Origin of the sequence: Allomuricauda sp. ARW1Y1, assembly GCF_013407935.1 — a bacterium.
Taxonomy (GTDB): Bacteria; Bacteroidota; Bacteroidia; order Flavobacteriales; family Flavobacteriaceae; genus Flagellimonas.
The window spans coordinates 52793-76155 of record NZ_JACBZU010000008.1 but is presented as its reverse complement, the minus strand read 5'-3'; the positions used below and the strand labels follow the sequence as shown (position 1 = coordinate 76155).

Annotated in this window: 28 protein-coding genes; 17 read left to right on the top strand and 11 right to left on the bottom strand. The window is 44.2% G+C overall.

Annotated elements, in window-relative coordinates:
- The first annotated feature begins 24 nt into the window (after positions 1-24).
- The 12 genes from GGE08_RS15630 to GGE08_RS15575 all read left to right on the top strand — a co-directional run bounded on the left by GGE08_RS15630 (position 25) and on the right by GGE08_RS15575 (position 10003).
- A complete protein-coding gene (locus tag GGE08_RS15630) occupies positions 25-612 on the top strand; it encodes an ankyrin repeat domain-containing protein (protein ID WP_179385818.1) in 588 nt (195 codons plus the stop codon).
- Between the two features lie 22 nt (positions 613-634).
- Positions 635-1726 (top strand): acyltransferase family protein, encoded by a 1092-nt coding sequence (locus GGE08_RS15625; protein ID WP_179385817.1) that lies wholly within the window; start codon positions 635-637, stop codon positions 1724-1726.
- Positions 1727-1836: 110 nt separating this feature from the next.
- A complete protein-coding gene (locus GGE08_RS15620; protein ID WP_179385816.1) occupies positions 1837-2265 on the top strand; it encodes a peptidylprolyl isomerase in 429 nt (142 codons plus the stop codon).
- A gap of 146 nt (positions 2266-2411) precedes the next feature.
- A complete protein-coding gene (locus GGE08_RS15615) occupies positions 2412-3023 on the top strand; it encodes a hypothetical protein (RefSeq protein WP_179385815.1) in 612 nt (203 codons plus the stop codon).
- Positions 3024-3211: 188 nt separating this feature from the next.
- The gene (gene ggt, locus GGE08_RS15610; protein ID WP_179385814.1) at positions 3212-4909 is read left to right on the top strand and encodes a gamma-glutamyltransferase; all 1698 of its coding nucleotides are present in this window, start codon (positions 3212-3214) and stop codon (positions 4907-4909) included.
- Between the two features lie 9 nt (positions 4910-4918).
- Positions 4919-5638 carry a class I SAM-dependent methyltransferase gene (locus GGE08_RS15605; RefSeq protein WP_179385813.1) on the top strand — a complete coding sequence of 240 codons (720 nt, stop codon included), beginning with the start codon at positions 4919-4921 and terminating at the stop codon, positions 5636-5638.
- 79 nt (positions 5639-5717) lie between these two features.
- Positions 5718-6308 carry a Crp/Fnr family transcriptional regulator gene (locus GGE08_RS15600; RefSeq protein ID WP_179385812.1) on the top strand — a complete coding sequence of 197 codons (591 nt, stop codon included), beginning with the start codon at positions 5718-5720 and terminating at the stop codon, positions 6306-6308.
- 64 nt (positions 6309-6372) lie between these two features.
- A complete protein-coding gene (locus tag GGE08_RS15595; RefSeq protein WP_179385811.1) occupies positions 6373-7473 on the top strand; it encodes an alkene reductase in 1101 nt (366 codons plus the stop codon).
- Between the two features lie 270 nt (positions 7474-7743).
- Positions 7744-8166, top strand: coding sequence for an OsmC family protein (locus tag GGE08_RS15590; RefSeq protein WP_179385810.1), 423 nt, complete (start codon positions 7744-7746; stop codon positions 8164-8166).
- A 69-nt stretch (positions 8167-8235) separates the two neighbouring features.
- Entirely contained in the window at positions 8236-8907 is a 672-nt protein-coding gene (locus GGE08_RS15585) for a flavodoxin reductase (RefSeq protein WP_179385809.1), read from the top strand.
- 154 nt (positions 8908-9061) lie between these two features.
- Positions 9062-9598: a CIA30 family protein gene (locus GGE08_RS15580; RefSeq protein ID WP_257024054.1), complete on the top strand. Its 537-nt coding sequence runs from the start codon at positions 9062-9064 to the stop codon at positions 9596-9598.
- Between the two features lie 36 nt (positions 9599-9634).
- Positions 9635-10003, top strand: a complete 369-nt coding sequence (locus tag GGE08_RS15575; RefSeq protein WP_179385808.1) for a DoxX family protein — start codon at positions 9635-9637, stop codon at positions 10001-10003.
- On the opposite strand, the gene GGE08_RS15570 is transcribed toward GGE08_RS15575, so the two are convergent.
- The 3 genes from GGE08_RS15570 to GGE08_RS15560 form a co-directional block, all read right to left on the bottom strand.
- Positions 9998-10360 carry a DoxX family protein gene (locus tag GGE08_RS15570; RefSeq protein WP_179385807.1) on the bottom strand — a complete coding sequence of 121 codons (363 nt, stop codon included), beginning with the start codon at positions 10358-10360 and terminating at the stop codon, positions 9998-10000. The genes GGE08_RS15575 and GGE08_RS15570 overlap by 6 nt on opposite strands.
- Positions 10361-10578: 218 nt before the next feature.
- Positions 10579-11949 (bottom strand): aldehyde dehydrogenase, encoded by a 1371-nt coding sequence (locus GGE08_RS15565; RefSeq protein WP_179385806.1) that lies wholly within the window; start codon positions 11947-11949, stop codon positions 10579-10581.
- A 277-nt stretch (positions 11950-12226) separates the two neighbouring features.
- Positions 12227-13018: a hypothetical protein gene (locus GGE08_RS15560; protein ID WP_179385805.1), complete on the bottom strand. Its 792-nt coding sequence runs from the start codon at positions 13016-13018 to the stop codon at positions 12227-12229.
- A gap of 143 nt (positions 13019-13161) precedes the next feature.
- Here GGE08_RS15560 and GGE08_RS15555 point away from each other — a divergent pair, with 143 nt between their 5' ends.
- The 3 genes from GGE08_RS15555 to GGE08_RS15545 are packed head-to-tail and all read left to right on the top strand — an operon-like array spanning position 13162 to position 14499.
- Entirely contained in the window at positions 13162-13632 is a 471-nt protein-coding gene (locus tag GGE08_RS15555) for a DUF5004 domain-containing protein (RefSeq protein ID WP_179385804.1), read from the top strand.
- Between the two features lie 36 nt (positions 13633-13668).
- Positions 13669-14295: a GntR family transcriptional regulator gene (locus GGE08_RS15550; protein ID WP_179385803.1), complete on the top strand. Its 627-nt coding sequence runs from the start codon at positions 13669-13671 to the stop codon at positions 14293-14295.
- A gap of 57 nt (positions 14296-14352) precedes the next feature.
- Complete coding sequence (locus GGE08_RS15545) at positions 14353-14499, top strand: hypothetical protein (RefSeq protein ID WP_179385802.1); 147 nt, start codon at positions 14353-14355, stop codon at positions 14497-14499.
- On the opposite strand, the gene GGE08_RS15540 is transcribed toward GGE08_RS15545, so the two are convergent.
- Both GGE08_RS15540 and GGE08_RS15535 read right to left on the bottom strand, forming a co-directional pair.
- Positions 14496-15125 (bottom strand): NTP transferase domain-containing protein, encoded by a 630-nt coding sequence (locus tag GGE08_RS15540; RefSeq protein ID WP_313790906.1) that lies wholly within the window; start codon positions 15123-15125, stop codon positions 14496-14498. The genes GGE08_RS15545 and GGE08_RS15540 overlap by 4 nt on opposite strands.
- A gap of 15 nt (positions 15126-15140) precedes the next feature.
- Positions 15141-15392, bottom strand: a complete 252-nt coding sequence (locus tag GGE08_RS15535; protein WP_179385801.1) for a MoaD/ThiS family protein — start codon at positions 15390-15392, stop codon at positions 15141-15143.
- A gap of 214 nt (positions 15393-15606) precedes the next feature.
- Here GGE08_RS15535 and GGE08_RS15530 point away from each other — a divergent pair, with 214 nt between their 5' ends.
- On the top strand, positions 15607-16689 hold the full coding sequence (locus tag GGE08_RS15530) for a vWA domain-containing protein (RefSeq protein WP_179385800.1): 1083 nt from the start codon (positions 15607-15609) through the stop codon (positions 16687-16689).
- A 55-nt stretch (positions 16690-16744) separates the two neighbouring features.
- Positions 16745-17692, top strand: a complete 948-nt coding sequence (locus GGE08_RS15525) for a DUF1080 domain-containing protein (RefSeq protein WP_179385799.1) — start codon at positions 16745-16747, stop codon at positions 17690-17692.
- 56 nt (positions 17693-17748) lie between these two features.
- Here the strand turns inward: GGE08_RS15525 and GGE08_RS15520 are convergent, their stop codons facing one another.
- The 6 genes from GGE08_RS15520 to GGE08_RS15495 all read right to left on the bottom strand — a co-directional run bounded on the left by GGE08_RS15520 (position 17749) and on the right by GGE08_RS15495 (position 23326).
- Positions 17749-18348 (bottom strand): DUF1080 domain-containing protein, encoded by a 600-nt coding sequence (locus tag GGE08_RS15520; RefSeq protein ID WP_179385798.1) that lies wholly within the window; start codon positions 18346-18348, stop codon positions 17749-17751.
- Between the two features lie 42 nt (positions 18349-18390).
- Positions 18391-19842, bottom strand: a complete 1452-nt coding sequence (locus tag GGE08_RS15515; protein ID WP_179385797.1) for a M14 metallopeptidase family protein — start codon at positions 19840-19842, stop codon at positions 18391-18393.
- A gap of 5 nt (positions 19843-19847) precedes the next feature.
- Positions 19848-20510, bottom strand: a complete 663-nt coding sequence (locus GGE08_RS15510) for a peptidoglycan recognition family protein (protein WP_179385796.1) — start codon at positions 20508-20510, stop codon at positions 19848-19850.
- Positions 20497-20937, bottom strand: a complete 441-nt coding sequence (locus GGE08_RS15505) for a 3D domain-containing protein (RefSeq protein ID WP_257024053.1) — start codon at positions 20935-20937, stop codon at positions 20497-20499. Before GGE08_RS15505 ends, GGE08_RS15510 begins: the two co-directional genes overlap by 14 nt.
- The gene (locus GGE08_RS15500; protein ID WP_179385795.1) at positions 20934-22382 is read right to left on the bottom strand and encodes a VCBS repeat-containing protein; all 1449 of its coding nucleotides are present in this window, start codon (positions 22380-22382) and stop codon (positions 20934-20936) included. The genes GGE08_RS15505 and GGE08_RS15500 overlap by 4 nt, the downstream gene beginning before the upstream one ends.
- Before the next feature lie 71 nt (positions 22383-22453).
- On the bottom strand, positions 22454-23326 hold the full coding sequence (locus GGE08_RS15495; RefSeq protein ID WP_179385794.1) for a pirin family protein: 873 nt from the start codon (positions 23324-23326) through the stop codon (positions 22454-22456).
- Positions 23327-23363: the final 37 nt, after the last annotated feature.

The window sequence follows — 23363 nt, the reverse complement described above, 5'->3', positions numbered from 1 at the left end:
GTTCAACACTTAAAACGAAAAGTCATGAAAAATTTTAAAAACAATTCCATGAAACATCTAATGTATGCACTACTTATTGTATCGATAAGTTTATCTGCCTGCGGACAGCAAAAATCCAAACCAGAACAACAGGGTTCCGTGAAAACCCAAGTAAAGGCTCCCAAAACACCATTGTCGGCGGCTGTGGTTACTGGCGATTTGGAAGCCGTGAGACAGCATATTGAGGCAGGAACCGACATCAATGAAAAGGACCCACTTAGCGGGTCGACCCCATTGATTACCGCAATCACTTTTGACAAAAAGGATATCGCGAAAAGTCTGATCGATGCTGGAGCTGATTTATCCATCAAAAACAATGACGGTTCCACGGCACTGCATGTAGCTGCCTTCTTTTGTAAAGTGGAAGCGGTCCAAATGTTGTTGGATGCAGGTGCCGACAAGAATTTGAAGAACAATTATGGGGCCACCCCTCGAGAAACTATTGTGGGTTCTTTTGCCGAGGTGAAGCCTATCTATGAAATGATGCAGCAACAATTGGGACCTATTGGCCTTCAGTTGGACTTGGAAGAAGTCGAAGCCACCCGTCCCACCATCGCCGTAATGCTTCAATAATCCATCAAAAAAACGATAAGTCATGAAAACAGCACGTAGACACGATATTGATTGGTTGCGGGTAATCACAATTGCCTTGCTATTGATCTATCACATTGCCATTATATTTCAGCCTTGGGCCATGTTCGTAGGCTTTGTACGAAGCGAGCGATCTTTGGAAAGTTTGTGGACTCCGATGACGATGCTCAACATTTGGCGTATCCCAATTCTGTTCTTTGTATCGGGCATGGGGCTCTATTTTGCCATGCGAAAACGAAACTGGAAACAGCTAATAGGGGAGCGGACCAGAAGGATTTTGTTGCCTTTGCTTTTTGGTATTGTGGCTATTGCTCCTTTGCATATGTTCCTCTTTCAAAAATTCTACAAACTGCCTTTGGGATATTATCCACATATGGGCCACCTGTGGTTTTTGGGCAATATTTTTGTTTACGTGCTGATGTTTTTGCCCGTTTTCTACGTGTTGAAAGGTAACACAGAAGGTAGATTCCACCGAATTTTGAATCGAATGATGTCCCATCCCGGTGGACCCTTATTGGTTTCCCTCTTTTTTATGCTCGAGGCCATTTGGGTCAAACCGCAAATCTACTCCCTGTATGCGGAAACATGGCATGGATTTGCGCTCGGAGCTTTGGCCTTCTTTTTTGGTTATCTGTTCGTTTACAGCGGGCGTGGATTTTGGGAAACCGTAAAAAAATGGAGATGGGCCTACATCGCTTTGGCCGCAGCATTATACCTATTGAGATATGTGGAGTTTCAATTGGAAGCTCCGGGATATCTGATGGCATTGGAATCCAATTGCTGGATATTTGGGGTGTTCGGTCTTGGTTATCGTTATCTGAATAAACCAAGTGCCTTATTGGTTTATTTGAGTCAAGCAGCGTATCCCGTTTATATCATCCATATGTTTGTGATGTATGGGGCGGCTTGGTTGATTTTGCCTATGGAGATGCATCCATTAGTACAATTTGTGGCCATCACCGTACTCACCTTTGCAATCTGCTACATCCTGTATGAGTTTGTGATCAGAAGAATAGGTTTCTTACGGCCATTATTTGGACTGAAAGGAAAGCAAATCCCTAAGATAGCATCCAAAATGATGATAAATGAGGGCTAAGGGCCGATTTTAACCTCCTTTTTGGAAAACCAATACGCCAGTCTTTCGTTTAACCATTTTATACCCTGTATATTTGCAACGTTTTGATTTTAAAACTATAAACAAAAATTATGAGTACAGTAAAAGAGAATGACACTGTAAAAGTGCACTACACGGGTAAATTGACCAATGGACAGGTGTTTGACAGTTCTTTGGAGCGTGAGCCTATGGAAGTAGCCTTGGGACAGGGTCAGCTTATACCTGGATTTGAAAAAGGGCTTATCGATATGGCCGTGAACGAAAAAAAGACCATTACCATCGATAAAAAAGATGCGTACGGCGAAGTGAACGAGTCCCTTTTCCAGAAAATATCAAAGTCCCAACTACCTGAAGACCTAAAGCCCGAAGTGGGTATGGGCTTGGTAGGTTCCAACGCTGAGGGACAGCAACAACAGTTTAGGGTGGCCAAAGTAGAGGAAAACGACATCATTTTGGATGCCAATCACCCGTTGGCCGGACACGATTTGGTGTTTGACCTTGAAGTGGTAGAGATTCTGTAAGCAAGAATTTCAAATAGCATATAAAAGCCTCGTCTGTTTGACGGGGCTTTTTTGTTTTGAGACAATAATCCGTAGTCTTTCAAAAAAGTTTTTCCGGTAACAAGCTATAAGATGTAGTATTTTAGGATAGGCGTCAAAAAAATGATATGAAAAGAAACCGCTTCCTATTCCTATTGCTGCTATTTTTGGGTTTACAATCCGTACTGGCCCAGAAAAGAACATTTCAGCCAGGGTATATCATCGAATTGGACGGCGATACCATCCAGGGACTCCTTAAAGACCGGTCTCCAGAGCCTTTTGTGTCCTTGTACAACAAGGTCAGGTTTAAAAAAGAGGGGAAGGGGAGGACCTTTAGGTATAGCCCTGATGATATTTTGGGATATGGATTTCAGGGCGAGCATTTTATTTCGATGCCGTTTCGGGAAGAAAGTCGCTTTTTTACCTTCCGATACTACGCAGATAAATCGGCACCACGAACCTTTTTGAAAGTTGTTCGCAGATCAAAGGAGTTGATGTATCTGGAACAGTATTTTGTCCATGACGATAATTCCTATTTGGACTTCATTCCCTTTTTTTACAAACCAGGTTCTGCACGATTGGTGAGAGTAACCCAAGGTATTCTCGGATTTAGAAAGAAGGCGTTGGCATCCTATTTTTCAGATTGCCCTGAAGTGGTAGAAGAGCTTTATTCGGAAACCTCAGTAATACAAAGTGTTCCAGAGCTGTATGAGTTTTGTGTTGCCCATTGCACTCCATAGTCGGTTCAGCATGTCCCGTTTATGGGTGTAGGGCCGCAGTTTTGCCTTCAAATGAGGTGTAAACGTTCAATTTCCATATGGATTGGACACACAATCCTTATCTTTAGGGATGTAAACCAGTAATCAACCCAATGTCGCCTTTTGGATGATTTTGACCCACCAAATGACGGCGTCCTAAAAAAATGAAAATGAAATTTTTGTCATCCCTCATGCTCGTGGTCCTCATGGGCACCTGGGCACAAGCCCAAGACCGACTAACCGGCGAAACCTTTACCACCCGTTCCGAAATTTTGGCACAAAATGGCATGGCGGCCACAAGTCAGCCATTGGCCACCCAAGTTGCTTTGGATGTTTTAAAAGAGGGGGGCAGCGCCATGGATGCGGCCATAGCAGTCAACGCTGTGCTTGGACTCGTGGAACCTGCAAGTTGTGGTATCGGCGGAGATGTCTTCGCCATCGTTTGGTCGGCCGAAGAACAGAAATTATATGGCTTAAACGGAAGTGGGAGGGCGCCCCAATCCTTGACCATCGATTATTTTATGGATAAAGGCTTGTCCTACGTTCCTTTTTATGGCCCACTCCCAGTATCGGTTCCGGGTTGTGTAGACGGATGGTTCACCTTGCACGAAAAGTTTGGACGCTTACCTATGGAAGATATCCTGCAACCCGCCATTGATTATGGTAACAACGGATTTCCGGTATCCGAAGTGATCGCTTACGAAATGGCATCGAGCTACGAAGCGGTCAAGGACCAACCGAACTTTACTCAAACTTATATGCCCAAGGGAAGGCCGCCCGTAAAAAGCGAGGTATTTGTCAATAAAGATTTGGCCAACACCTACGAACTCATTGCCAAAAAAGGACGTGATGCCTTCTATAAAGGTTCCATTGCCAAGACCATTGATAGCTACATGAAAAAGCACGGTGGATTTTTAAGCTACGAAGATTTGGCCAGTCATACCTCAAATTGGGTAACGCCGGTTTCCATAAACTATCGTGGGTACGATGTTTGGGAGCTGCCGCCCAACGGACAGGGTACCGCTGCCTTGCAGATGTTGAACATTCTCGAAGGTTTTGATATTGCCAAAATGGGTTTTGGTAGCGCTGAATATTTGCATGTGCTTACCGAGGCCAAAAAGTTGGCCTATGAAGACCGGGCCAAGTTTTACGCCGACCCTGAATTCAACAAAATTCCTTTGGAAACACTTTTGTCGGATGCCTATGCTGCCGAGCGGAGGAACCTCATAGACCTCAACAAGGCGGCTGATAGTTATCCTGCTGGCGATATGGAAATAGAAACGGGCAACACCACGTATTTGACCGTGGCCGATAAAGACGGCAATATGGTTTCCTTGATCCAAAGCATTTACTCCGAATTTGCATCGGGTATGGTGCCGGACGGATTGGGCTTTGTGCTTCAGAATCGTGGGCAAATGTTCAATGTGCAGGATAGAAGCCATGCCAATGCCTTGGAACCGGGCAAACGTCCGTTCCACACCATTATTCCAGCATTTATCACCAAAGATGGCAAGCCTTGGGTCAGTTTTGGGCTCATGGGAGGGGCAGTTCAGCCGCAGGGTCATGCACAAATTGTAGTGAATGTTGTTGATTTTGGCATGAACTTACAAGAAGCAGGGGATGCACCACGAATGCGCCACCGTGGCAGCTCGCAACCCACGGGTTCCGTCATGACCAATGGCGGTACTTTGTACCTTGAAAGCGGTTTTGCACCCGAAACCCTAAGGGAATTGAGCAAAAAAGGACATCGTATCGGCTTTGGTGTCGGGATGTTCGGTGGTTATCAGGCCATTGGGGTGGATTTGGAAAACAAAGTGTATACCGGGGCTTCGGAGTCCAGAAAGGACGGTCAGGCTGCTGGGTATTAATTCAAATGTATGTTCAGAAGTAAATCAACCATCGTAGCAATGGTCACAGGACTGTTCTTGCTGTGTTCCTGTAACGGGCAAACCAAGAACGATCAAGACTATGTGTATAAAAAAGGGGACCCGAACGGAATCGGAAAGTGGTATATGGGTCGTGAAATAGCCTATGTGATGGGCTTTCAAGGGATGAACTGGTTGGAACGACCAGAACGCGAAGAAGAGGAAAACACCGCTACGCTGTTGAAAAACATGAACATACAGCCCACAGACCACATTGCCGATATCGGGGCAGGTTCGGGCTACCATGTTTTTAAAATGGCGCCCATGGCTCATCAAGGAACCATCTATGCGGTGGATATTCAGGAGGAGATGTTGGCTGCGATACAGGAAAAAATGGAAGCAAAAAACGTTCAGAACATCCAAATCGTAAAGGGTGGCGAGCAAAGTGTGAACCTTCCCGAAAATTCGGTGGACAAGGTCTTAATGGTGGATGTCTATCACGAATTCAATTTTCCGAAGGAAATGATTGCTTCCATCAAAAAGGCATTAAAACCGAATGGGGAATTGTTTTTGATTGAATATCGTGGGGAAGATAGGTCGGTGCCCATTAAGGAATTACACAAAATGACCGAGGCGCAGGCCGTTAAGGAAATGAAAGCGGCGGGCTTTATCCTGAAACGGAACGAAGGTAATTTGCCGTGGCAGCATTGCATGGTATTCATTAAACAGTAAGGCCGTCTGTGCCGAACATTGATTTTCCTTTGCTCAATAAACCCCATGAATAACCTCTACGCTATCTTTTCTAACAGCTATGAACCACAAATCTTTAACCGAACACGTCAAATCACAGGTAAACCCCAGACCGGAGGACCTGCATCTGTTCACTTCAAAACTGCGGGAGGTCACGGTGGCCAAAGGCAAGTTTTTGCTGTATCCCAACACCTATGTCAAACATGAGTATTTTGTGGTGAAAGGCTGTTTAACGGCCTATTATTTAGACAAAAAGGGAAATAAGAACATTGTGCAATTCGCCATAGAGAACTGGTGGTTAGGTGATTTTGACGCCTTTTACAATGGGGTGCCCTCCAAATTATACATTGAAGCCTTGGAGGATTCCACCTTGTTGGCCATCAATCACGATGATCTGCAAAGGCTATTGGAAGAGGCTCCCATATTTGAACGCTATTTTAGGTTATTGGTCACCAGTGCCTTTATTTCGCTACGCAAACGGATTTTGTCCTCCTTGGGAAAAACCGTAAAGGAACGGTATCTGGAATTTTGCGAAAGCTATCCGAATATCGAGGGCCGTGTTCCCAACTATCAAATTGCGAATTATTTGGGGATTTCTGGGGAGAGCCTGAGCCGTACCCGCAGAAAATTGCGAGCGTTAAAAAAAGCCTAATTGATTTAGGTCAATCATTTTAGCCTTTCCAAATGGTATATTTCTGTAAATCAAAAACAGATATATGCAACAATTACTTACACCGTACAACAAGAACATTAGCCTAAGAAATCGAATCGTGATGGCTCCTATGACACGAAGTAGGGCCGCCAACGAGGACAACAAACCTACAGATGAACTTCATGGCCTGTATTACGAACAGCGAGCCTCCGCAGGTTTGATCATTACCGAAGGTTCCCAGATTTCAGAACGTGCGGTAGGATATGTGAACACCCCGGGAATACACACCAAAGCCCAAGTGGAGGGCTGGAAAAAAGTGACCCAAAGGGTACACGATAAGGGCGGAAAAATATTTATCCAATTGTGGCACGTGGGCCGGATTTCACATCCTGATTTTCATGATGGAGAATTGCCGTTGGCGCCTTCGGCCCTGAACCCGAACGAGCAATCGTACACGCCTGATGGTTTCAAGGATACCGTCACCCCAAAGGAAATGACCAAGGAAGATATCAAAACCACAGTGGAAGATTTCAAAAATGCCGCCAAAAATGCAGTGGAAGCCGGATTCGACGGCGTGGAAATCCATTCCTCCAACGGCTATCTGTTCCATCAATTTTTTAATAGCACCTCCAACAAAAGAACAGATGAGTACGGCGGAAGTCACGAAAACAAGGCACGTTTCTTTTTTGAAGTTTTGGATGCGGTCAAAGAAGTGATTCCAGAAGAAAAAATAGGTGCCCGATTCAATCCATCATTGCATGGGGTGTTCGGGATGACCATGGATGAGGATACCATTCCCACCTTTGAATACATCATCAAAAAACTGAACGATTACAACTTGGCTTACATCCATCTATCCGAACCCTTTACGGATGTTTCCGATATTCCTTTTGCGGTAACGGAAATTGCCAAACACTTTAGGCCGCTATATAATGGTACGTTGATGATCAATGGCGGTTTTGACCAAGATTCCGGGAACAGGGTCATTGAGTCTGGAAATGCAGATTTGGTGGCCTATGGTAAACCCTATGTCTCCAATCCAGACTTGGTAGAGCGTTTTGAACATAATTTGGAACTGGCCGATTGGGACAAGGATACGTTTTATACTCCCGGCAAAGAGGGGTATACCGATTATCCCAAGGCCGATATCAAGCAAGAGGCCTAATTAAAAATTCCAGAGACTAAAACTGTCAGTTCGATTTTCGATGGTTGAGCGAAGTCGAAACCGAAGAAAATTTTACTTGCCTCTCAGTATTTCAGGGGAGCAACCAAAAACTGTCAGTTCGAGCGCAGTCGAGAACCAATTTTAGACTTGAAATTAAAGTTTTCGACCTGTCCGAAGGTAGACAGACATAAGTTTCATTCGGAAAATTCCTCGAGCTGACAAGTTTTAGTCACCACACACAACGAATTACAAACACAAAAAACAGCACACATGAAATTTACAAGAAAAGCAGAAGCCCAGTGGAAAGGCTCGGGCAAAGAAGGAAAAGGAACCCTGAGCACCGCCAGCGGCGTATTGGACGGTACACCTTACTCGTTTCATACCCGTTTTGAGGACGGCGAAAAAGGTACCAACCCCGAAGAATTGGTAGGAGCGGCCCATGCCGGTTGCTTTGCCATGCAGTTGAGTTTTTTACTGGGCGAGGAAGGATTTACACCCGATAGTTTGGATACCGCTGCCACCGTAACGTTTGAGGATGGAGCCGTTACCCAAGTGGCCTTGGATTTAAAAGGGGATATCCCCAATATCGATGCCGAGCAATTTCAGCAAATAGCGCACAAGGCCAAAGAAGTATGCCCCATTTCAAAACTATTGGATACAAAAATTGAACTCAAGGTCACCTTGAAAAAATAGGTCGGCGAAATCCAATAGCTAAAAGCTACCGCAGAAATAAATCAAATTATAAACCTCTAAAAAAAATACATGCCACATCAAGTAAAGATTCAAGAAATAGGTTTTATCACGCACGACGTGCTTCAAATACAAACAGAGCGACCGGCCGATTATCATTTTGAACCCGGCCAGGCCACCGAAGTTGCCCTCGATAAGGAAGGTTGGCGGGACGAAAAACGCCCGTTTACCTTTACCGGACTTCCCGACGATGGCTTTTTACAGTTTACCATAAAGGTATATCCCGACCATAATGGGGTGACCGATACACTGCAAACCTTGGAGCAGGGCGACCATTTATTATTGGAAGACGTTTGGGGCGCCATATCTTACCAAGGTCCCGGCGTATTTTTGGCCGGTGGAGCAGGAGTGACCCCCTTTATTGCCATATTTAGGCATTTGGCCGAGCAGGGCAAGCTCGAAGGCAATCGGTTGTTGTTTGCTAACAAGCGCGAAAAGGATATAATTATGCAATCCCAGTTTGAAAAATGGTTGGGCAAGGACTTTATCAATATTCTTTCGGAAGAACAGAGCAGTAAGCATGCACACGGTTTGATAGATACCCAGTTCCTCAAAGAAAATATTACGGACAAGGATGACAAATTTTATCTCTGCGGACCACCACCTATGATGGAATCGGTACAGAAGGATTTGGAAGCCCTCGGGATTGCGAAAGAACAAATGGTCGCAGAGGAGTTGTCCTAAATGATGCTAATCTAAATACTCATAACTTGTTTATATTCAACAACATGAATTTTTAAATATATACCCAAAGAAACTTAAATTCACGTTGAATCTTCACTTTTCTTCTACATCAACACTATTGTTGTTTAATTATTTATTAAATTGATTAAACAAAATGAAAAATGTAGTTGTTTTATTGCTATTCACCATGATATCCCAAAATCCTTCAGCCGTTATTTATGATTTCACGAAAGCGGGTACGGAAGGTCCATGGTATATTGTTGATGACGGCGTAATGGGCGGTTTGTCACAGGGAAACATTAAAATAAATAGTGATGGCAATGGAGTTTTTTACGGATTTGTAACCACTAAAAACAACGGAGGTTTCTCTTCGGCACACTATCGATTGAGCAATAAGGATGTTTCTGCGTTTTCTAGTGTAGTCATCAAACTTAAAGGTGACGGAAAACAGTATCAGTTTCGGGTAAAAAGTAGTCAATATCAACGCTATTCATATACCAATAGCTTTAAAACCACTGGAAATTGGGAAACTATAAAATTATCTTTTGATGATTTTATCCCAACTTTTAGGGGCAGTAGGCTGAACGAACCCAATTTCTCTGGAAAAACCATGGCAGAAATAACTTTTTTGATTGGAAACAAACGTGACGAGACATTTTCATTGGAAATTGAAAAAATTTATCTGGAGTAGGACTTAAAACGGACGTATTAATTTAAAATTCAGCGTATGAACAATTTTATCATTGCATTACAATTAATAGTAGCCATAAGCATACTTAATGTTTGGTTGGTACAGAACAAGAAAGCGACACAATGGAGGGGAGGAAACGCCACTACGATTGTGGAAGAATTCAAGGTTTACGGACTTCCCGTTTGGATGTGTTATATGGTCGGTTCACTTAAAGTCATTTTGGCCTTGGGGCTTATAGCGGCTATTTGGTATCCGGTACTGCGTCAACCTGCTGCAATCGGATTGGCCATTTTACTATCGGGCTCTGTAGCCATGCATTTTAAGGTTAACGACCCATTGAAAAAATCCTTCCCAGCATTCTTATTTTTACTGATGTGCCTTTACATTGCCTTTCCAATTTTATAGAACAAGCAGGCTAGAACCATAAAGCATTTGATAGCAGATATACGCATTGAGCAAGGCATAAAAAAGAGAAGGTGCAACAAGGAAGAAGGTGTCTTTGATTTTAAGCCGTACCAGAAAACCCAAAAACATTAAAATCGACAAGCCAAAAGCCGCGTAAAACTGTAGGGTTGTGGAGTACATCATGCCAATCAAAAGTCCTGTACCGCCCATAAGTTGAAGCGCCCCAACAATTTTTCTGAAAGATGGCAAACCATATCGTTCAAATTCCGTTTTCATTTTTTTGGACAAAAAACAACCACATCCAAAAAGCAAAAATGAAATTCCTGAAAATATAGTGATGTAGGACAATGTAATCATGGATTTTCTGCGTGGTTAGAGTCTTTTCACAAACCTTCTGCAAAGTTAAGGATTGAATTTTGGTATGTGAAGACTTGAAAGTTTAGATTCCTATACTTGTATCATAATTTACATTATGTAAAATAGAATATTTCAAACCCTCCAGAACATCAAAAAAAACCCCGCCCCCCATCTTTCCGTATCATTTACTTTTTTGAGCAATTAGGACAAGGTCCTTGTCAAAACATATGTTTTATTTTCTTGGCGAGCTTTAAGGAAATCGAATACGGCGCGTAGCGCAACGGCACATCCAACCAAGTCGCCCGTTTTACCATGGATTTTTTATGGGAAAACAAATCGAACGTATGCCTGCCGTGGTAACCGCCAATCCCGGATTGGCCCACGCCACCAAATGGCAATTCCTTATTGCTGATATGTACCACGGTATCGTTTATGGTACCGCCGCCAAAGGAATAATGTTGCATCAAACGTTTTTGGAACTTTTTATCGCTGGAAAACACATAAAACGCCAATGGATTCGGGTATTTGGAAATATAGGTGTCCAATTCCTCCTCTTCGGTATACGAAATCAACGGCAAAATGGGGCCAAAAATCTCCCCTTCCATAATGGTACTGTCCAGCGCCGGCTCGTCCACCAAGGTCGGTGCTATAAATCGGTCCTCGTCCGTATAGCTGCCCCCAAACAGACAGGTCTGCCCTTCGAGCATGGATTTCAGCTCGTTGTAATGTTTTTCAGTAGCAATTCGGGCAAAATCCGGTGATTTTTCCAGTTCCTCACCATAAAATTCGGTAATCCGTTGCTGTAAGGCATCCACCAAGGCCTGTTTTACCGAGGCATGTACCAAAACATAGTCCGGCGCAATACAGGTTTGCCCCGCATTGATGAACTTCCCCCAGGCAATACGTTTGGCCGCCAACGATATGTTGGCCGTGGCATCCACAATACAGGGATTTTTTCCGCTAAGCTCCAAAGTTACAGGGGTAAGATGTTCTGCAGCGCTTTTATACACGATTCTACCCACATGGGTACTCCCCGTGAAGAAGATATACTCCCATTTCTCGGCCAATAATTGGGTGGAAACCTCTACTCCGCCCTCAACCACCGTCACATACTCGGGTGGGAATACTTTACGGATGATTTGTGAAATTATTCGAGAGGTATGCACACTGAACTCGGAGGGTTTCAACAAGGCGGTGTTGCCCGCTGCCAAAGCACCAATCAACGGCGAAATGGCCAGCAAAAACGGATAGTTCCATGGTGAAATGATGAGCACCTTCCCGAAGGGTTCGGGCTGTATCCACTCTTTGGAAGGGAAATTAACCCATGACCCTCCTACCCGTTCCGGCTCGCTCCACGAGGCCACATTTTTTATGGCATGTTTGAGCTCGGCCAGTGCTAATTGGGTCTCCGTGGCCAGACTTTCAAAAACTGGTTTTTTAAAATCGGCATACAGCGCGTCGCAAATGGCATCCTCCTGCTCCAAAATTTCTTGGTGCAGTTTTTTCAGATAGTGTTTCCGAAAAGCGATATCCTTGGTTTTTTGGGTATCAAAAAATTCCTGTTGCGCCTGTACCAGCTGTTTGACCATAAAAGTTTTGTTTCCCTAAATATAAGTAAACTCCGTAGCATGTAACCAAAAAAGCACCGACATCAAATCGGTGCTTTTCTTTTTCATGCCCTGTGCTTAGGTAGTTTCTTATCGCAAAACCATCAATTCGAGTGAAATTCCAAAAGAATTTGGCCTGCCTGCGGTAGGCAGGTATCGAGAAATCGAGGAGTCAGCGCAGCTAATCGGTTTTGGCTTGAAATACGAGTTCTCGCTACAATTTTTCTTTCGAAAAATCACTCGAACTGACAAATTTCATTTACAGGCTAATCTCCTCTGTTGCCCCGTTCGGATAGATGATAGTGGCCACCTCGTCGCAGGCTCCATCACCAAAATCCACGATAACGGACAATCCGTTTTTGGAAACGCTCATGCTACCTGAGGTCAAATACTCACAGGCGGCACTTCCTTGCAAATCTTCCAAGGTTTCAACCGCGTAGGTATTGCCATCCGCAGCAACGGTCCAGTTGCCGGAAATGGAAATTTGTGTGGTTTCCAAGCTATCGCCAAAGGCAATGGTAAAGGTTTTGGTCCCGTTTTCGGAAATCACCGACTCGTCCTCCATTTCCACGGTCATGTCACTGACCACGGTAAAGGAAACACTGCTCTGTTCGCCGTTCCCAGTAATTTCGAAGGTTCGTGTTCCGTTGATCTTTACGGTACCCACATAAAAATCTTGGTAGGTGGCCGTAAAGGACGATGCCTCTTCCCCTACTTCGTAGGTTACGGTCACTGTTCCGTTTACATTGTCCGTTCCATTGAGCACACAATTGTTAAAGGTTGCCACAAATCCGGTATCGGAATATTCGGCGCTGTAGCACTCCCCTTCTTTGGCAGTGGCTCCTTTTGCGGCGGTCTCCCCGGCAAAAAGCTCGGCCAAGGCGGTGTCGGCGGCACCTGCAATGTCATCGGTGCTCAAAATGGTCTGTAGTTCTTCCTGTGTAAGGGCCTCCCCTTCGTTGGGCATGCCATCCTCACTACACGATTGAAATCCGATCATGGCTATCGCTATAAATGCGGTCGATACAAATTTTAAGGTAAGTTTCTTCATGGTATTGGGTTATAAGATGTGTTAGCAAAACGTCGCACCCTAGGGTTTAGTGTAAAAAGGGGCTTCAAATCGATGAATTGCCCGCCCGGGCCACCATTATTCTTCAAATTGTGTTATTTTCAACCTATAAAAGCATAAAACGCATGAAAAAGACGACGAATTTCCTTTTGGGCCTAGCGAGTATGGTGCTGTTGACAGCCTGTAGTGACGACGATGGCAATGGCTCCGGCTTTTCCGCCGATGCACTCGTTGGCACTTGGGATTTGACCGCAGTAAATGTCAGCAGCCAACTGGATTTGGATGATGATGGCATTTCCTCTGCCAACCTCATTGATGAACAGGACTGTATTTCTGGCACCATTACTTTCAATGCCGATAATACCTATCAATTCCAACAATCCAACTTTACCATTACCACCATTACCAACGGGCAGTATTTTGTGGATTGCAACGGTTTCATTCAGGCTACCGGGGCATGGGCCAGTGATGGTACACAGGTCGTTTTTCAAGGAAGCACAACGTTGGGCACCCTACAATTGAACGGCAACCAAATGACCTTGAATGAAGGACAGGATTTGCCGGATGTTCGGAGCTATGTGTATGTAAAGCGATAGGCTTTTCTTACTTCAAATAGGAAACAAAACACCATTATGGGACGACCATCCATTTTGCGGGACCGCATCAAGGACCATTTGCTGGAGCAAATTCAAAATGGCGGACTGCAAGTGGGAAAGACCATCAATTTGGCGGCACTATCCCGGGATACCGGTGTTAGTGTGACGCCCATTCGGGAGGCGTTGAGCCAATTGGAGCAAGCACAGGTACTCAAAGCGATTCCCAATCGTGGTTTTGTGGTAGCTCCCCTATCCAAGTCCGAAGTCAAGAATCTGATTGAAATTGTCGCCCAACTTGAAGTGATGGCCCTAGAAAACACTCCTTTTGGGACAGCTGATGTACAACGGTTGATGGACTTACAGGAACAAATGGAAAATGTGGGGAGTTTGACGGAAGGACTGGGCGTGCGCTTCCATTTTCACAACCACTTGGTGCAGGAGTGCTCCAATAAAGTGTTATTGAACATCTTGACGGATTTGAAGCTCAGGTTGCATTTTTACGAGCATGATTTTATCCAAGAGGATGGGTTTTTCAAGAAATTGGCGGTACAGACCCGCTCCGTGGTCGAAGCCATTCAAGAAGATAACGTACCCACGGCCGCTTTGATTCTTCGGATGCATTGGATGTCCATTTTGGAGCATATCGAAGCGCAAATACGCTAAGCTGCTGAAAATCAAAATAAATTCATTGGGGTTCCGTTTTAAATCAAATTTGTTGCCATGAACTTTTTAAATAAGGAAATCGAATTCCGTGTCAAAAGAAAAAACGAACGATCCCTAGTGAAAAAACAGGTTTCCTGTGGTATTCTTCAGGATTTAGAGTTGATGGATTTGGACCATCAAAAACGTCAAAGCCCCAAAAACTAGCTTCCCTCCCGCCCTTTCAAATGGTCTTTTGCCCATTGGTAATCTTCCACGGAATTTGCATTGAACAATAGCTGCTCATTGGATGGGAGAACCGTTTTAACACCAACTTCCAAAAGAAATTGTGATGGACTCTGCTTCTCACTTGCCGATAAGTAGGCTTTAGCCTGTCTCAATCCCTCAGGTTCCCATATACAGGCCAAAGGTTCGGGATATACAGCATTTTTTCCCATAAAGGCTGTAGCATGTTTTGTTGGGTCCCGTTGCTGAACAAGAAATTGCAAAGCCTCCGCATCCATAAAGGGAAGGTCACAGGCCAACACCAACCAAGCGGCTTCTGGATATGTTTCGTGGGCACTCATGACCCCATTAAACGGCCCTTTATATTTGTTTTGATCCATAATAGAGGAAAATTCCTTTGGAATAGACCCCAATTGTTGCTCCTGTATTCCCAAAAATACGTTTTCACAAACCTTGTTCAGAAGCTGGTAAACATAATCCCGTTGCGGCATACCGTGATACGCCAACACCCCCTTGTCATGTCCCATCCGCAAACTGGAACCACCCGCCAATACCAAACCAAAAAGTTGGGGAGGATTACTGGCGGATGATTCAGATTTTGTTTTCACGGACAATGAATGGTTTTAGACATTTGGTGGCGGAATCAACGCAATTTCGTCATACGAATTGATACTGTCGTGGTCCGAAGCATAATTTTGGTTCACGGCAACCATCACTTTGGATATTTTTTTAAGCTCGGGATAGGTGCTTTCCAGAAATTTTTTGAGTTCCCCCACAGTATTCGGTATTTTTTTTCCACTCAAACTGGCAGTAGGAACGGATAAGGTAGGTGTACCAATAATATCTTTGGTGGCACCAAACAAAAGGATAGTCATACAAATCAACCTATTAGTGTTATTGTTTATTTGGGTCTTTGGTTAGATAGGCTGGTAGGTTTATGAGCGGTGAAAATATTAAAATTAGATGGGAACGGAACGATTTTAACACAGGCCTATTTCTTTTAACTTTTCTTTAATTGATTTTTGCAGGGTATACATACTTTTAGCTGCATTTCCACGTTGTGCATGCAGGACCTTAACTTATTAGAAAATGAAAAAAATACTTCAGCTTACCTTGCTTTTATCTATTGGCCTTACCTTGTTTTCTTGCGGAAATGCAGATGATGACGTGAGTTTGGACATCAACGACCGCGAATTGGGACTTGGCCAAGAACCGGATGATTGCTTGGGCTTTGGCGAAAACGAACTGCTACTTTCCATCCAAGATGAATTCACTACCCTGCCCGGAAAGGTTTCGGTACTTTTCAGGGTTTCCGATTTAATGGGAAATCCCATTTCAGGGCTTTCGGCGGACCAGTTTTCCATATATGAGCAAGGCAGGAACGATGATTGTTTCAATTCCATTTCCTCTTCGGAGTCCTTTGCACGGATTTCACCCAATTCACAGGTATTCAACAACAATACCCTCTTGGTGCTGGATTTGAGCAACAGTGTTTTGGAAAGCAGCTTGGATGAACTAAAGGCTGCCACCACTAGCTTCATCAATAACGTGATGCCGGTTCCGGCAACGGATTCCTTCAAAATGGCCATTTATTGGTTTGATGGTGAGGATGAGCTCCACCTACTAAATCCTTTGACAACATCGGCAACGGAGCTGACCGCTTCCGTAGATGGAATTACTACCGATATCAGCAACGACCCATCAACCGATTTGTACGGAGCGGTGATCAAATCGACCGATATTGCCGAGAATTTGCTTCGTGAGAATTCCGAGGTCATCAATGCTGCATCTGTGGTACTGTTTACCGATGGAACCGACCAGGCATCGCGTTATCGGGAATCCGATGCCCTGCGTGCCGTTGCGGAAGCGGATAGGAACATTTCTTTCTTCACTATCGGACTTGGCGCTGAAATCGATACGGAAGTGTTGACCGAAATTGGAAAAACAGCCAGTGTTTTTGCCAGTAATTCTGAGGAGTTGGAAAATACCTTTAACGATATATCCCAACGTGTGGAAGAGCAGGCCGGCAGTTATTATCTTTTCGAATATTGTACACCCAAACGCGATGGCAGTGGCGAAAGCAATTTGGTAATCCGACTTTCCCACAATGGCCTTCAAGGCGCGGTACAGACCAAATTCAACGCCAAAGGTTTTACCGGAGGATGTGAGTAAACCAAGCATTTTGGAATAATACGTATCTTGGACTGCAACAAAACTAAACATACGTATGATTACCCAAAGAAAAACGATTTACACGCTTATTTGCACCCTGATGTTAGGGTTTGCCAGTAACATTTATGCACAGGATATCAGTCCGTTGGAAGGCAGATGGGACCTGGAAATGGACTTTATGGGAAAGACCTCCCCTTCTTGGCTGGAAATACGCCATTCGGGGACCGCTACCTTGGTGGGACGCTTTGTATTTGCCTTTGGTAGTGCACGGCCCGTGGCAGAAGTGGAAACCTTTGGCGATAATCAATTCACTTTTAGCATTCCCAACCAATGGGAACCCAAAGGCAGTGACATGGTTTTTCATGGCCAATTGGAGGATGAAACCTTGAAAGGTACCTTGATCTATACTGATGGCTCCCTAATAGAATGGACTGGCGTTCGTGCTCCAAAATTGGAGTACACCGAAAGTCCGAAATGGGGCAAAACAATCGATTTGTTCAATGGAAAAGACCTTTCGGGTTGGCATGTGGATGGAGAAAAGAACCAATGGGTCGTTAAAGATGGTATTTTGACCAGTCCAGAATCGGGTTCCAATCTCATCTCAGACGAGACATTCCAAGATTTTAAGCTGCATGCCGAATTTCGTTTTCCAGAAGGAAGCAATAGTGGTATCTATCTCAGAGGGCGTTACGAGATTCAGATTGTGGACAGCGAAGGCTACGAACCTTCGGATATTTATATGGGAGGCATCTACGGATTTGTGGAGCCTAATGAGAATGCTTCCAAACCTGCTGGAGAATGGCAAACCTATGATATTACCTTTATTGGTAGACGGGTCACTATTGTCTTGAACGGAAAAACAGTGATTTCCGATACTACGATTCCAGGGATTACGGGAGGTGCATTGGACAGCAAGGAAGGCGAGCCAGGTCCGTTCATGATTCAGGGAGACCATGGCCCCATTGAATTCCGGAGCTTTGAGGTGACTCCGCTAAAGAAATAAACAAAACCATTTAAACTAAAAAAGCCCGATTCTAAAAATCGGGCTTTTTTGTGTTCTTAATCCAAGGGAATCAGTTCAATGTTTCTCCATTTTACCTTTATGCCCCCACCATCGTGGATTTGTAACGCAATGGCACCTTCACCCTCTCCTATTTTTTCATCTTCCAAGTGTACCATTTCCGTTCCATTGAGCCAAGAGGTCACCTTGGGACCTTCCACCCGAATTTTCATGGTGTTCCACTCCCCCATTTTTAGGGCTTTGTCCTTTTCAGGGTCCGGTTTGATCAACCAACCACGTCCGTAGGATTCGTAAATACCGCCGGTATCCTTTCCGGGAGGTGCCACTTCCACTTGCCAGCCACTTACCTTGGTCCCATCAAAAGTGGAGCGGATAAAAACACCACTGTTGCCATCGGCCTCCTGTTTAAATTCTAGGGTAAGCTCGAAGTCCTTATAATTTTTTTCGGTACTCAAATAGCCGTATTCACCTTTGGGGCCACTTTCACAAATCAGCTCTCCATCTTCAACGTACCATTTCTCTTCGCCATGGTTGATCCAACCATCGAGATTTTTTCCGTTGAACAGTGAAATGGATTCTTGTGCAAAGGTCAATTGTGCCACAAAAAGGCATGCTACTACTACAATTTGTTTCTTCATTGGTATGTGCTATATAGGGTTAAATAGTTTGTTTACGATAGGTTATCGGGCAGTTTTGAGAATAAGTCCGTTGCCTATTTTTTGTTCATCCAAGGGTTTGGACAGGTCAATCAAAAAACCATTGATAACGGCATGGGTCAACTTTTCTTCTTTCTTTAAAAAGAAAGTAGGATTGATGCCTGGTTGAAGCGTAAAGTTCTTGAGTTCGAATTTATCATCCACCAATAGCAATGGAAAACGGACAAAAGCACTTTTATCCTGTTGCTGTGTCTTTACATACGCCACGCCTTGTTTTAGTACCTGCATAGGGTTGTCGATACGTTCCATTTTTGCCACTTTTGGCGGCACAATGGTATATCCTTCAGCATCAAAGGTGTCGTAGCCGTAGTAAGTGGATAAATCACCTTGGTCGCCAATGGTACTTTTGTAATAGAATTCATCATGGTCTTTTAGGTCCACTTCTTGGTTAAAAATCCCCAAATCCAAGATATAGTCATTGCCCATAAGTTCATAGGTGACGTTCTCAATCTTCAAATCGAAAAGTTTACGGTCGTTTCTTGGAATTTTTTCATAATCTTCAATCGGAATATCATTGTAGGAGCCATTGGCAATGGTGTACAATGCGGATAGGATGGAAACATAATTGAGTTTTCGGATTTCCTGTTTTTCGGGATCATCCGGGAAGCCTCCAGATTCTATCAAAATAAGGCTTGTCCCCCATTTGGCAATATTGTCACCAAAAGCACGAGGTTCAAAATCATCACTGTACCGTCCTACCTGCCCTGGCGCATAATTTTGGATAATGTTGTTCATGTACACGATCACTTTCATGGCGTTGGCGCGGACTTCATTGATATCCTTCTCGTAATTGTAGGCCGTTGCCAAATAGGAAATCGTGGCCGGTTTTTCGGTACGCTCAGCATTATAATAGGTACTCTGGTCGTGCAGATTGAAGCCGAAATCAGCATCCAAACTGTCCCGAAGCCGTTTTAAGGTTTGCCCTTCGGGTGACTGAAGCCGCAGTGCATCCCGGTTGATATCGATTCCCAAGGCATTTCTTCTGGTGAAGACCTCTGCGCCATCTGGATTGAGCATCGGCAAAAAATGAAGTTTTAACTTGGACAAAATCGCTTCTTTTTCGGCCTTAAAATCGGGGGCATCCAAAAAGTTCAAAATATCAAAAATAGCCATGGTGGCCGTAGGTTCATCCCCATGCATTTGCGACCAAAGGAAAATGTTCGACTCTCCTTCCCCAATACTGATCAAATGCAAATCCCGTCCTTGAATCGACTCGCCCACTTTTTGGACCTCAAATTTTGGGTTGGCCTTAAATTTTTGAATCAACGGCTGGATATCGACATGCTTTATGCGCCGTTCCCCTAAACGGGATTCTTTAAATTCCTCGTAGGTGTCATATAGCTGTGAGGTCAGTTTGTCTTGCGCCTGAAGGGAAAAGGTTAGTAAGGTGAATAGAAAAAGTGGTATTAGTTTCATGTATTTTATGGTTTTGATGGAACGGGCTTAAAGTTAAATTTTTTGGTGGCTTTTCGGACTTTTTCCACAAAATCCATTCCCGGGTCTGTTTTTTCGGTACGGTATCCATCATCCACCTCCAGCCAAAGCGGATGATTTTCAAAAAGGGTATATTCTTGATGCCCGATAACGTAGTCGATGTCGTATTTGGATGCCAAATAATTCACCAAATAAATATTCGAACGCAACTGCGCCTTGGTCAGGGGCATGCCTTCCGTGCCACCCACATTTTCAATGCCAATGGCACAATGGTTAAGGCCAATGGTATGGCGTGCCATAAGGGTTTCGGGCATTAAACGGTAAATGGTGCCGTCTTGGTCCACCAAAAAATGGGAAGACACATTAAGTCCGCTCACATTCTCCAAATCGGGCCGCCAATTGGGCAGTGTAGAACGGTTGAAGGCTTCAAAGGATTTTTTCAGGGAAGGAATGGCTGTCCAGTGCAACACCACCATTTTCGGAGTAATTTCTGGGGTTTCTTGGTCCAGATTGTACCGATTGAGCAAATATTCCTTGGTCAGTTCCATCCGTTGTTCATCAAAAATAATAGGGATGTCCACAATTTCCCGCTGTACGGAGCAGGCTACAAAAAGTGCTGCCAGACCTAAAAGTAAACTAGTTTTTTTCATTGTTGGTGTTTAAAACAGTGTCCAAAGGAACAGCATAGCAAATAATCAATTTCTTCTTGCCCCACTCCCTGGCCTTTTTCACGTTGATGCCCATGTAAATGTCGATTCTATTCCTCCAGCGCCAGTGCATTTTATCCTTCACATAAAACGTATCGGGAAAGGTATCAATTTTTACCATGGTATTGTGTGTCAACCCCATTTTGATGAGATCTCGTGACACGGCGATGCTCTTCATTCCCGGTTTTAAGGTGTCTCCCCAAGCTGCGACTGCAGGGCTTATGCTGTCCGTTTGCCAAAATACCGAATTGTAGGCCGATGCCGTAACCTCATGGCCAAACCATTTGTATTTGGATGATGTGTCTTTGGGTTGTTCTTTCGGAGAACAGCCCAAAACGATAGCGCATACTATGAAAGCCAATTTTTTCAATGCAATAGGTTTTCCAATAAAAGAAGGTCCACATTATTGGTATTCCATCTTTCGGTCAATATTTCGGGAACGGGTGTAAATCCAAAAGTTAAGGAACTTAGCACAATATCTTCGTCACCATCATTATCCACATCCGAAGCATCCATCAAAAACCATCGGGCCAAGGAAGGGTCTTCCAAAATGTTTGTGGTAAAATCGAAGTCAGCGCTATTGTTGTTTTCCAGGTAGACAAAACTTCGCTCGGGAAAGGTCGAATAATCCGGAAAGGTGCTGATTACGGCAAAATCGATGTCCCCATCCTGGTCAAAATCACGGGAGAGTACCCTTGTGGCACCATTAAGTGGGTAAAAATAGGCTTCTTCATATACATCGCTACCCTTATTCAGAAAGATGCGCATTCCATGATATGGTTTGTGCACATAGGAAATATCGGCGTTGTCGCCATGCACGGTGATAATATCGTCCAAGCCATCTCCGTTGTAATCCACCAACTCAAACCAACTGGTTCCATAAATGGGACTAAATTCCAAAATATTTCTCGGTTCAAAAACCAAATCTGCGGTCTGATAAAAAACAGTGATGCTTTCCCTGCTCTGGGTCATTAAGGCAACAATGTCCAATTTTCCATCATTGTCCATATCCTTTGCCACGGTTTTGATAGCTCCTGGTAAATTCAGCAGCACCTCTTTTTTGTATGCTCCACTCTCGTTTAGCTTGAATAGGGACAGTTTACCGGTTTTGTTTCCAAATTCGCTCACGACCAATTCTTGATTTCCATCTCCATTTAAATCTTCCATCAAGGTGTGTACGGGTCGATGTAGGTCATTGGTTATCGTTGTGGTGTCCGAAGGGGTGTTCCGAAACAATATTCCTTTTTTCTGTTCGGACGGATGAATAATCCCGACTTCATTGATAAATTGGATAGAGTCCTTTTCGTTAAACCATGTTACAGGACTTGCCCCTTGGAACATTTGGGTTACTTTTTTGGTGGTAAAATCAAAATAACCCAACCTACCCTCCAAATCCCCAAAATACACTTGATTTGGTTCATTTTTAAACTCTAGATAGGTTACCATCCCCCCATTTAGGGAATCTACCATAAAAGGTTGGGAAGCAAATTGCATCAGCGTATCGGCCTTGGGCATTGGTATGCTTTCCAATTGTTCAGGGGCGTTCGCCAAGATATAACGCTGTAATTTGGCCCAGTCGCCCAAGCTTATTTGAGGCCGAAACCCTGTTGGCTCCCATTCTGGGTCTTGGTACATGCCCTCCACGTCCATCAGTTCCATCATGGCGGGCAACACCGAGTTTTTCCACATGTGCTTGGGCAATGCATCTATTTTGGGCGGCAGATGGCAACTGGCGCAATAGGTTTGGTATAGCTGTTCTTCTTGACTTATAGGCCTTTCTTTTTTGCAGGACCCCAGCACTAAAACAAGAATCAAGCTTACAAGTTGATAAAATAATGAATGGTTTGGCATTGGATGGTTTTGGTCTAGAGGTTGTGGCAATGGCACTAATTGGGCAAAGGGACGTAGGTGTCATCGTTTTCCATCATCGGAAAGGTTTTGTTGGCCCATGCCTGTTTGGCCTGCTCCAATTTTTCCTTACTGGAAGAAACAAAGTTCCAATAGATGTGGCGTTCCTCTGGAAAAGGTTCCCCCCCAAAAAGCAACAGGTGCGTGTTCGGATGTAGTTTGATATTGCAAGTATCTTCCACTTTGGACACCAAAATATTGCCCTGGCCCACACGTTCACCGCAGGCTTCTATGCTTCCTTCTACAATGCAAATACCGATTTCTCCTTTTAGATGTCCGTTGACATTGAGGATATAGCTTTCTGGAGTTTTGACTTCGACCATAAATAGGTTGGAATGAACGGGAACGGGGGACTTTTTATCATATCCTTCGCCAGCAACCAGTTTGAACTCCGTCGTACCATCCGTCCATTTGGGAATATCCTTCCCATCGATATGGTGGAATTGTGGTTCCATGTCCTCAAGTTCCTTGGGCAAGGCCACCCAAATTTGATAGCCATGAGCGGTGAAAGTGTTCCCATCCCTAAGGTCCTTTGGAGTTCGTTCGGTATGGGTTACCCCTTTACCTGCCGTCATCCAGTTCACGGAACCCGGCCTAATTCTTTGGTGTGTTCCCAAACTGTCCTCATGGATAATCTCCCCTTCGAGCATAAAGGTCAAGGTAGAGAGTCCCATATGTGGATGTTGGTCTACATCCATATATTTTTTGGGTCCCAATTGCGTTGGGCCCATATGGTCGATAAAAATAAACGGGCCGATCATTCTTTTTTTGCGGAAGGGAATCAAGCGCCCGACCAAAAAATCACCGATATCCCTGCTGCGTTCCTCGATGATCAATCCGATGTTGGACATACATTTAATGTTTATATTTAGAAGCAGAAAGTTACAA

Bases quoted from the DNA above. Each gene is read 5' to 3' on its own strand.
- GGE08_RS15605 (WP_179385813.1), top strand. From the start codon at position 4,919: ATGTTCAGAAGTAAATCAACCATCGTAGCAATGGTCACAGGACTGTTC.
- GGE08_RS15625 (WP_179385817.1), top strand. From the start codon at position 635: ATGAAAACAGCACGTAGACACGATATTGATTGGTTGCGGGTAATCACA.
- GGE08_RS15545 (WP_179385802.1), top strand. From the start codon at position 14,353: ATGAACTTTTTAAATAAGGAAATCGAATTCCGTGTCAAAAGAAAAAAC.
- GGE08_RS15565 (WP_179385806.1), bottom strand. From the start codon at position 11,949: ATGGTCAAACAGCTGGTACAGGCGCAACAGGAATTTTTTGATACCCAA.
- GGE08_RS15555 (WP_179385804.1), top strand. From the start codon at position 13,162: ATGAAAAAGACGACGAATTTCCTTTTGGGCCTAGCGAGTATGGTGCTG.
- GGE08_RS15530 (WP_179385800.1), top strand. From the start codon at position 15,607: ATGAAAAAAATACTTCAGCTTACCTTGCTTTTATCTATTGGCCTTACC.
- GGE08_RS15595 (WP_179385811.1), top strand. From the start codon at position 6,373: ATGCAACAATTACTTACACCGTACAACAAGAACATTAGCCTAAGAAAT.
- GGE08_RS15615 (WP_179385815.1), top strand. From the start codon at position 2,412: ATGAAAAGAAACCGCTTCCTATTCCTATTGCTGCTATTTTTGGGTTTA.
- GGE08_RS15520 (WP_179385798.1), bottom strand. From the start codon at position 18,348: ATGAAGAAACAAATTGTAGTAGTAGCATGCCTTTTTGTGGCACAATTG.
- GGE08_RS15515 (WP_179385797.1), bottom strand. From the start codon at position 19,842: ATGAAACTAATACCACTTTTTCTATTCACCTTACTAACCTTTTCCCTT.
- GGE08_RS15560 (WP_179385805.1), bottom strand. From the start codon at position 13,018: ATGAAGAAACTTACCTTAAAATTTGTATCGACCGCATTTATAGCGATA.
- ggt (WP_179385814.1), top strand. From the start codon at position 3,212: ATGAAATTTTTGTCATCCCTCATGCTCGTGGTCCTCATGGGCACCTGG.
- GGE08_RS15495 (WP_179385794.1), bottom strand. From the start codon at position 23,326: ATGTCCAACATCGGATTGATCATCGAGGAACGCAGCAGGGATATCGGT.
- GGE08_RS15510 (WP_179385796.1), bottom strand. From the start codon at position 20,510: ATGAAAAAAACTAGTTTACTTTTAGGTCTGGCAGCACTTTTTGTAGCC.
- GGE08_RS15630 (WP_179385818.1), top strand. From the start codon at position 25: ATGAAAAATTTTAAAAACAATTCCATGAAACATCTAATGTATGCACTA.
- GGE08_RS15535 (WP_179385801.1), bottom strand. From the start codon at position 15,392: ATGACTATCCTTTTGTTTGGTGCCACCAAAGATATTATTGGTACACCT.
- GGE08_RS15590 (WP_179385810.1), top strand. From the start codon at position 7,744: ATGAAATTTACAAGAAAAGCAGAAGCCCAGTGGAAAGGCTCGGGCAAA.
- GGE08_RS15620 (WP_179385816.1), top strand. From the start codon at position 1,837: ATGAGTACAGTAAAAGAGAATGACACTGTAAAAGTGCACTACACGGGT.
- GGE08_RS15600 (WP_179385812.1), top strand. From the start codon at position 5,718: ATGAACCACAAATCTTTAACCGAACACGTCAAATCACAGGTAAACCCC.
- GGE08_RS15550 (WP_179385803.1), top strand. From the start codon at position 13,669: ATGGGACGACCATCCATTTTGCGGGACCGCATCAAGGACCATTTGCTG.
- GGE08_RS15570 (WP_179385807.1), bottom strand. From the start codon at position 10,360: ATGATTACATTGTCCTACATCACTATATTTTCAGGAATTTCATTTTTG.
- GGE08_RS15580 (WP_257024054.1), top strand. From the start codon at position 9,062: ATGAAAAATGTAGTTGTTTTATTGCTATTCACCATGATATCCCAAAAT.
- GGE08_RS15525 (WP_179385799.1), top strand. From the start codon at position 16,745: ATGATTACCCAAAGAAAAACGATTTACACGCTTATTTGCACCCTGATG.
- GGE08_RS15585 (WP_179385809.1), top strand. From the start codon at position 8,236: ATGCCACATCAAGTAAAGATTCAAGAAATAGGTTTTATCACGCACGAC.
- GGE08_RS15575 (WP_179385808.1), top strand. From the start codon at position 9,635: ATGAACAATTTTATCATTGCATTACAATTAATAGTAGCCATAAGCATA.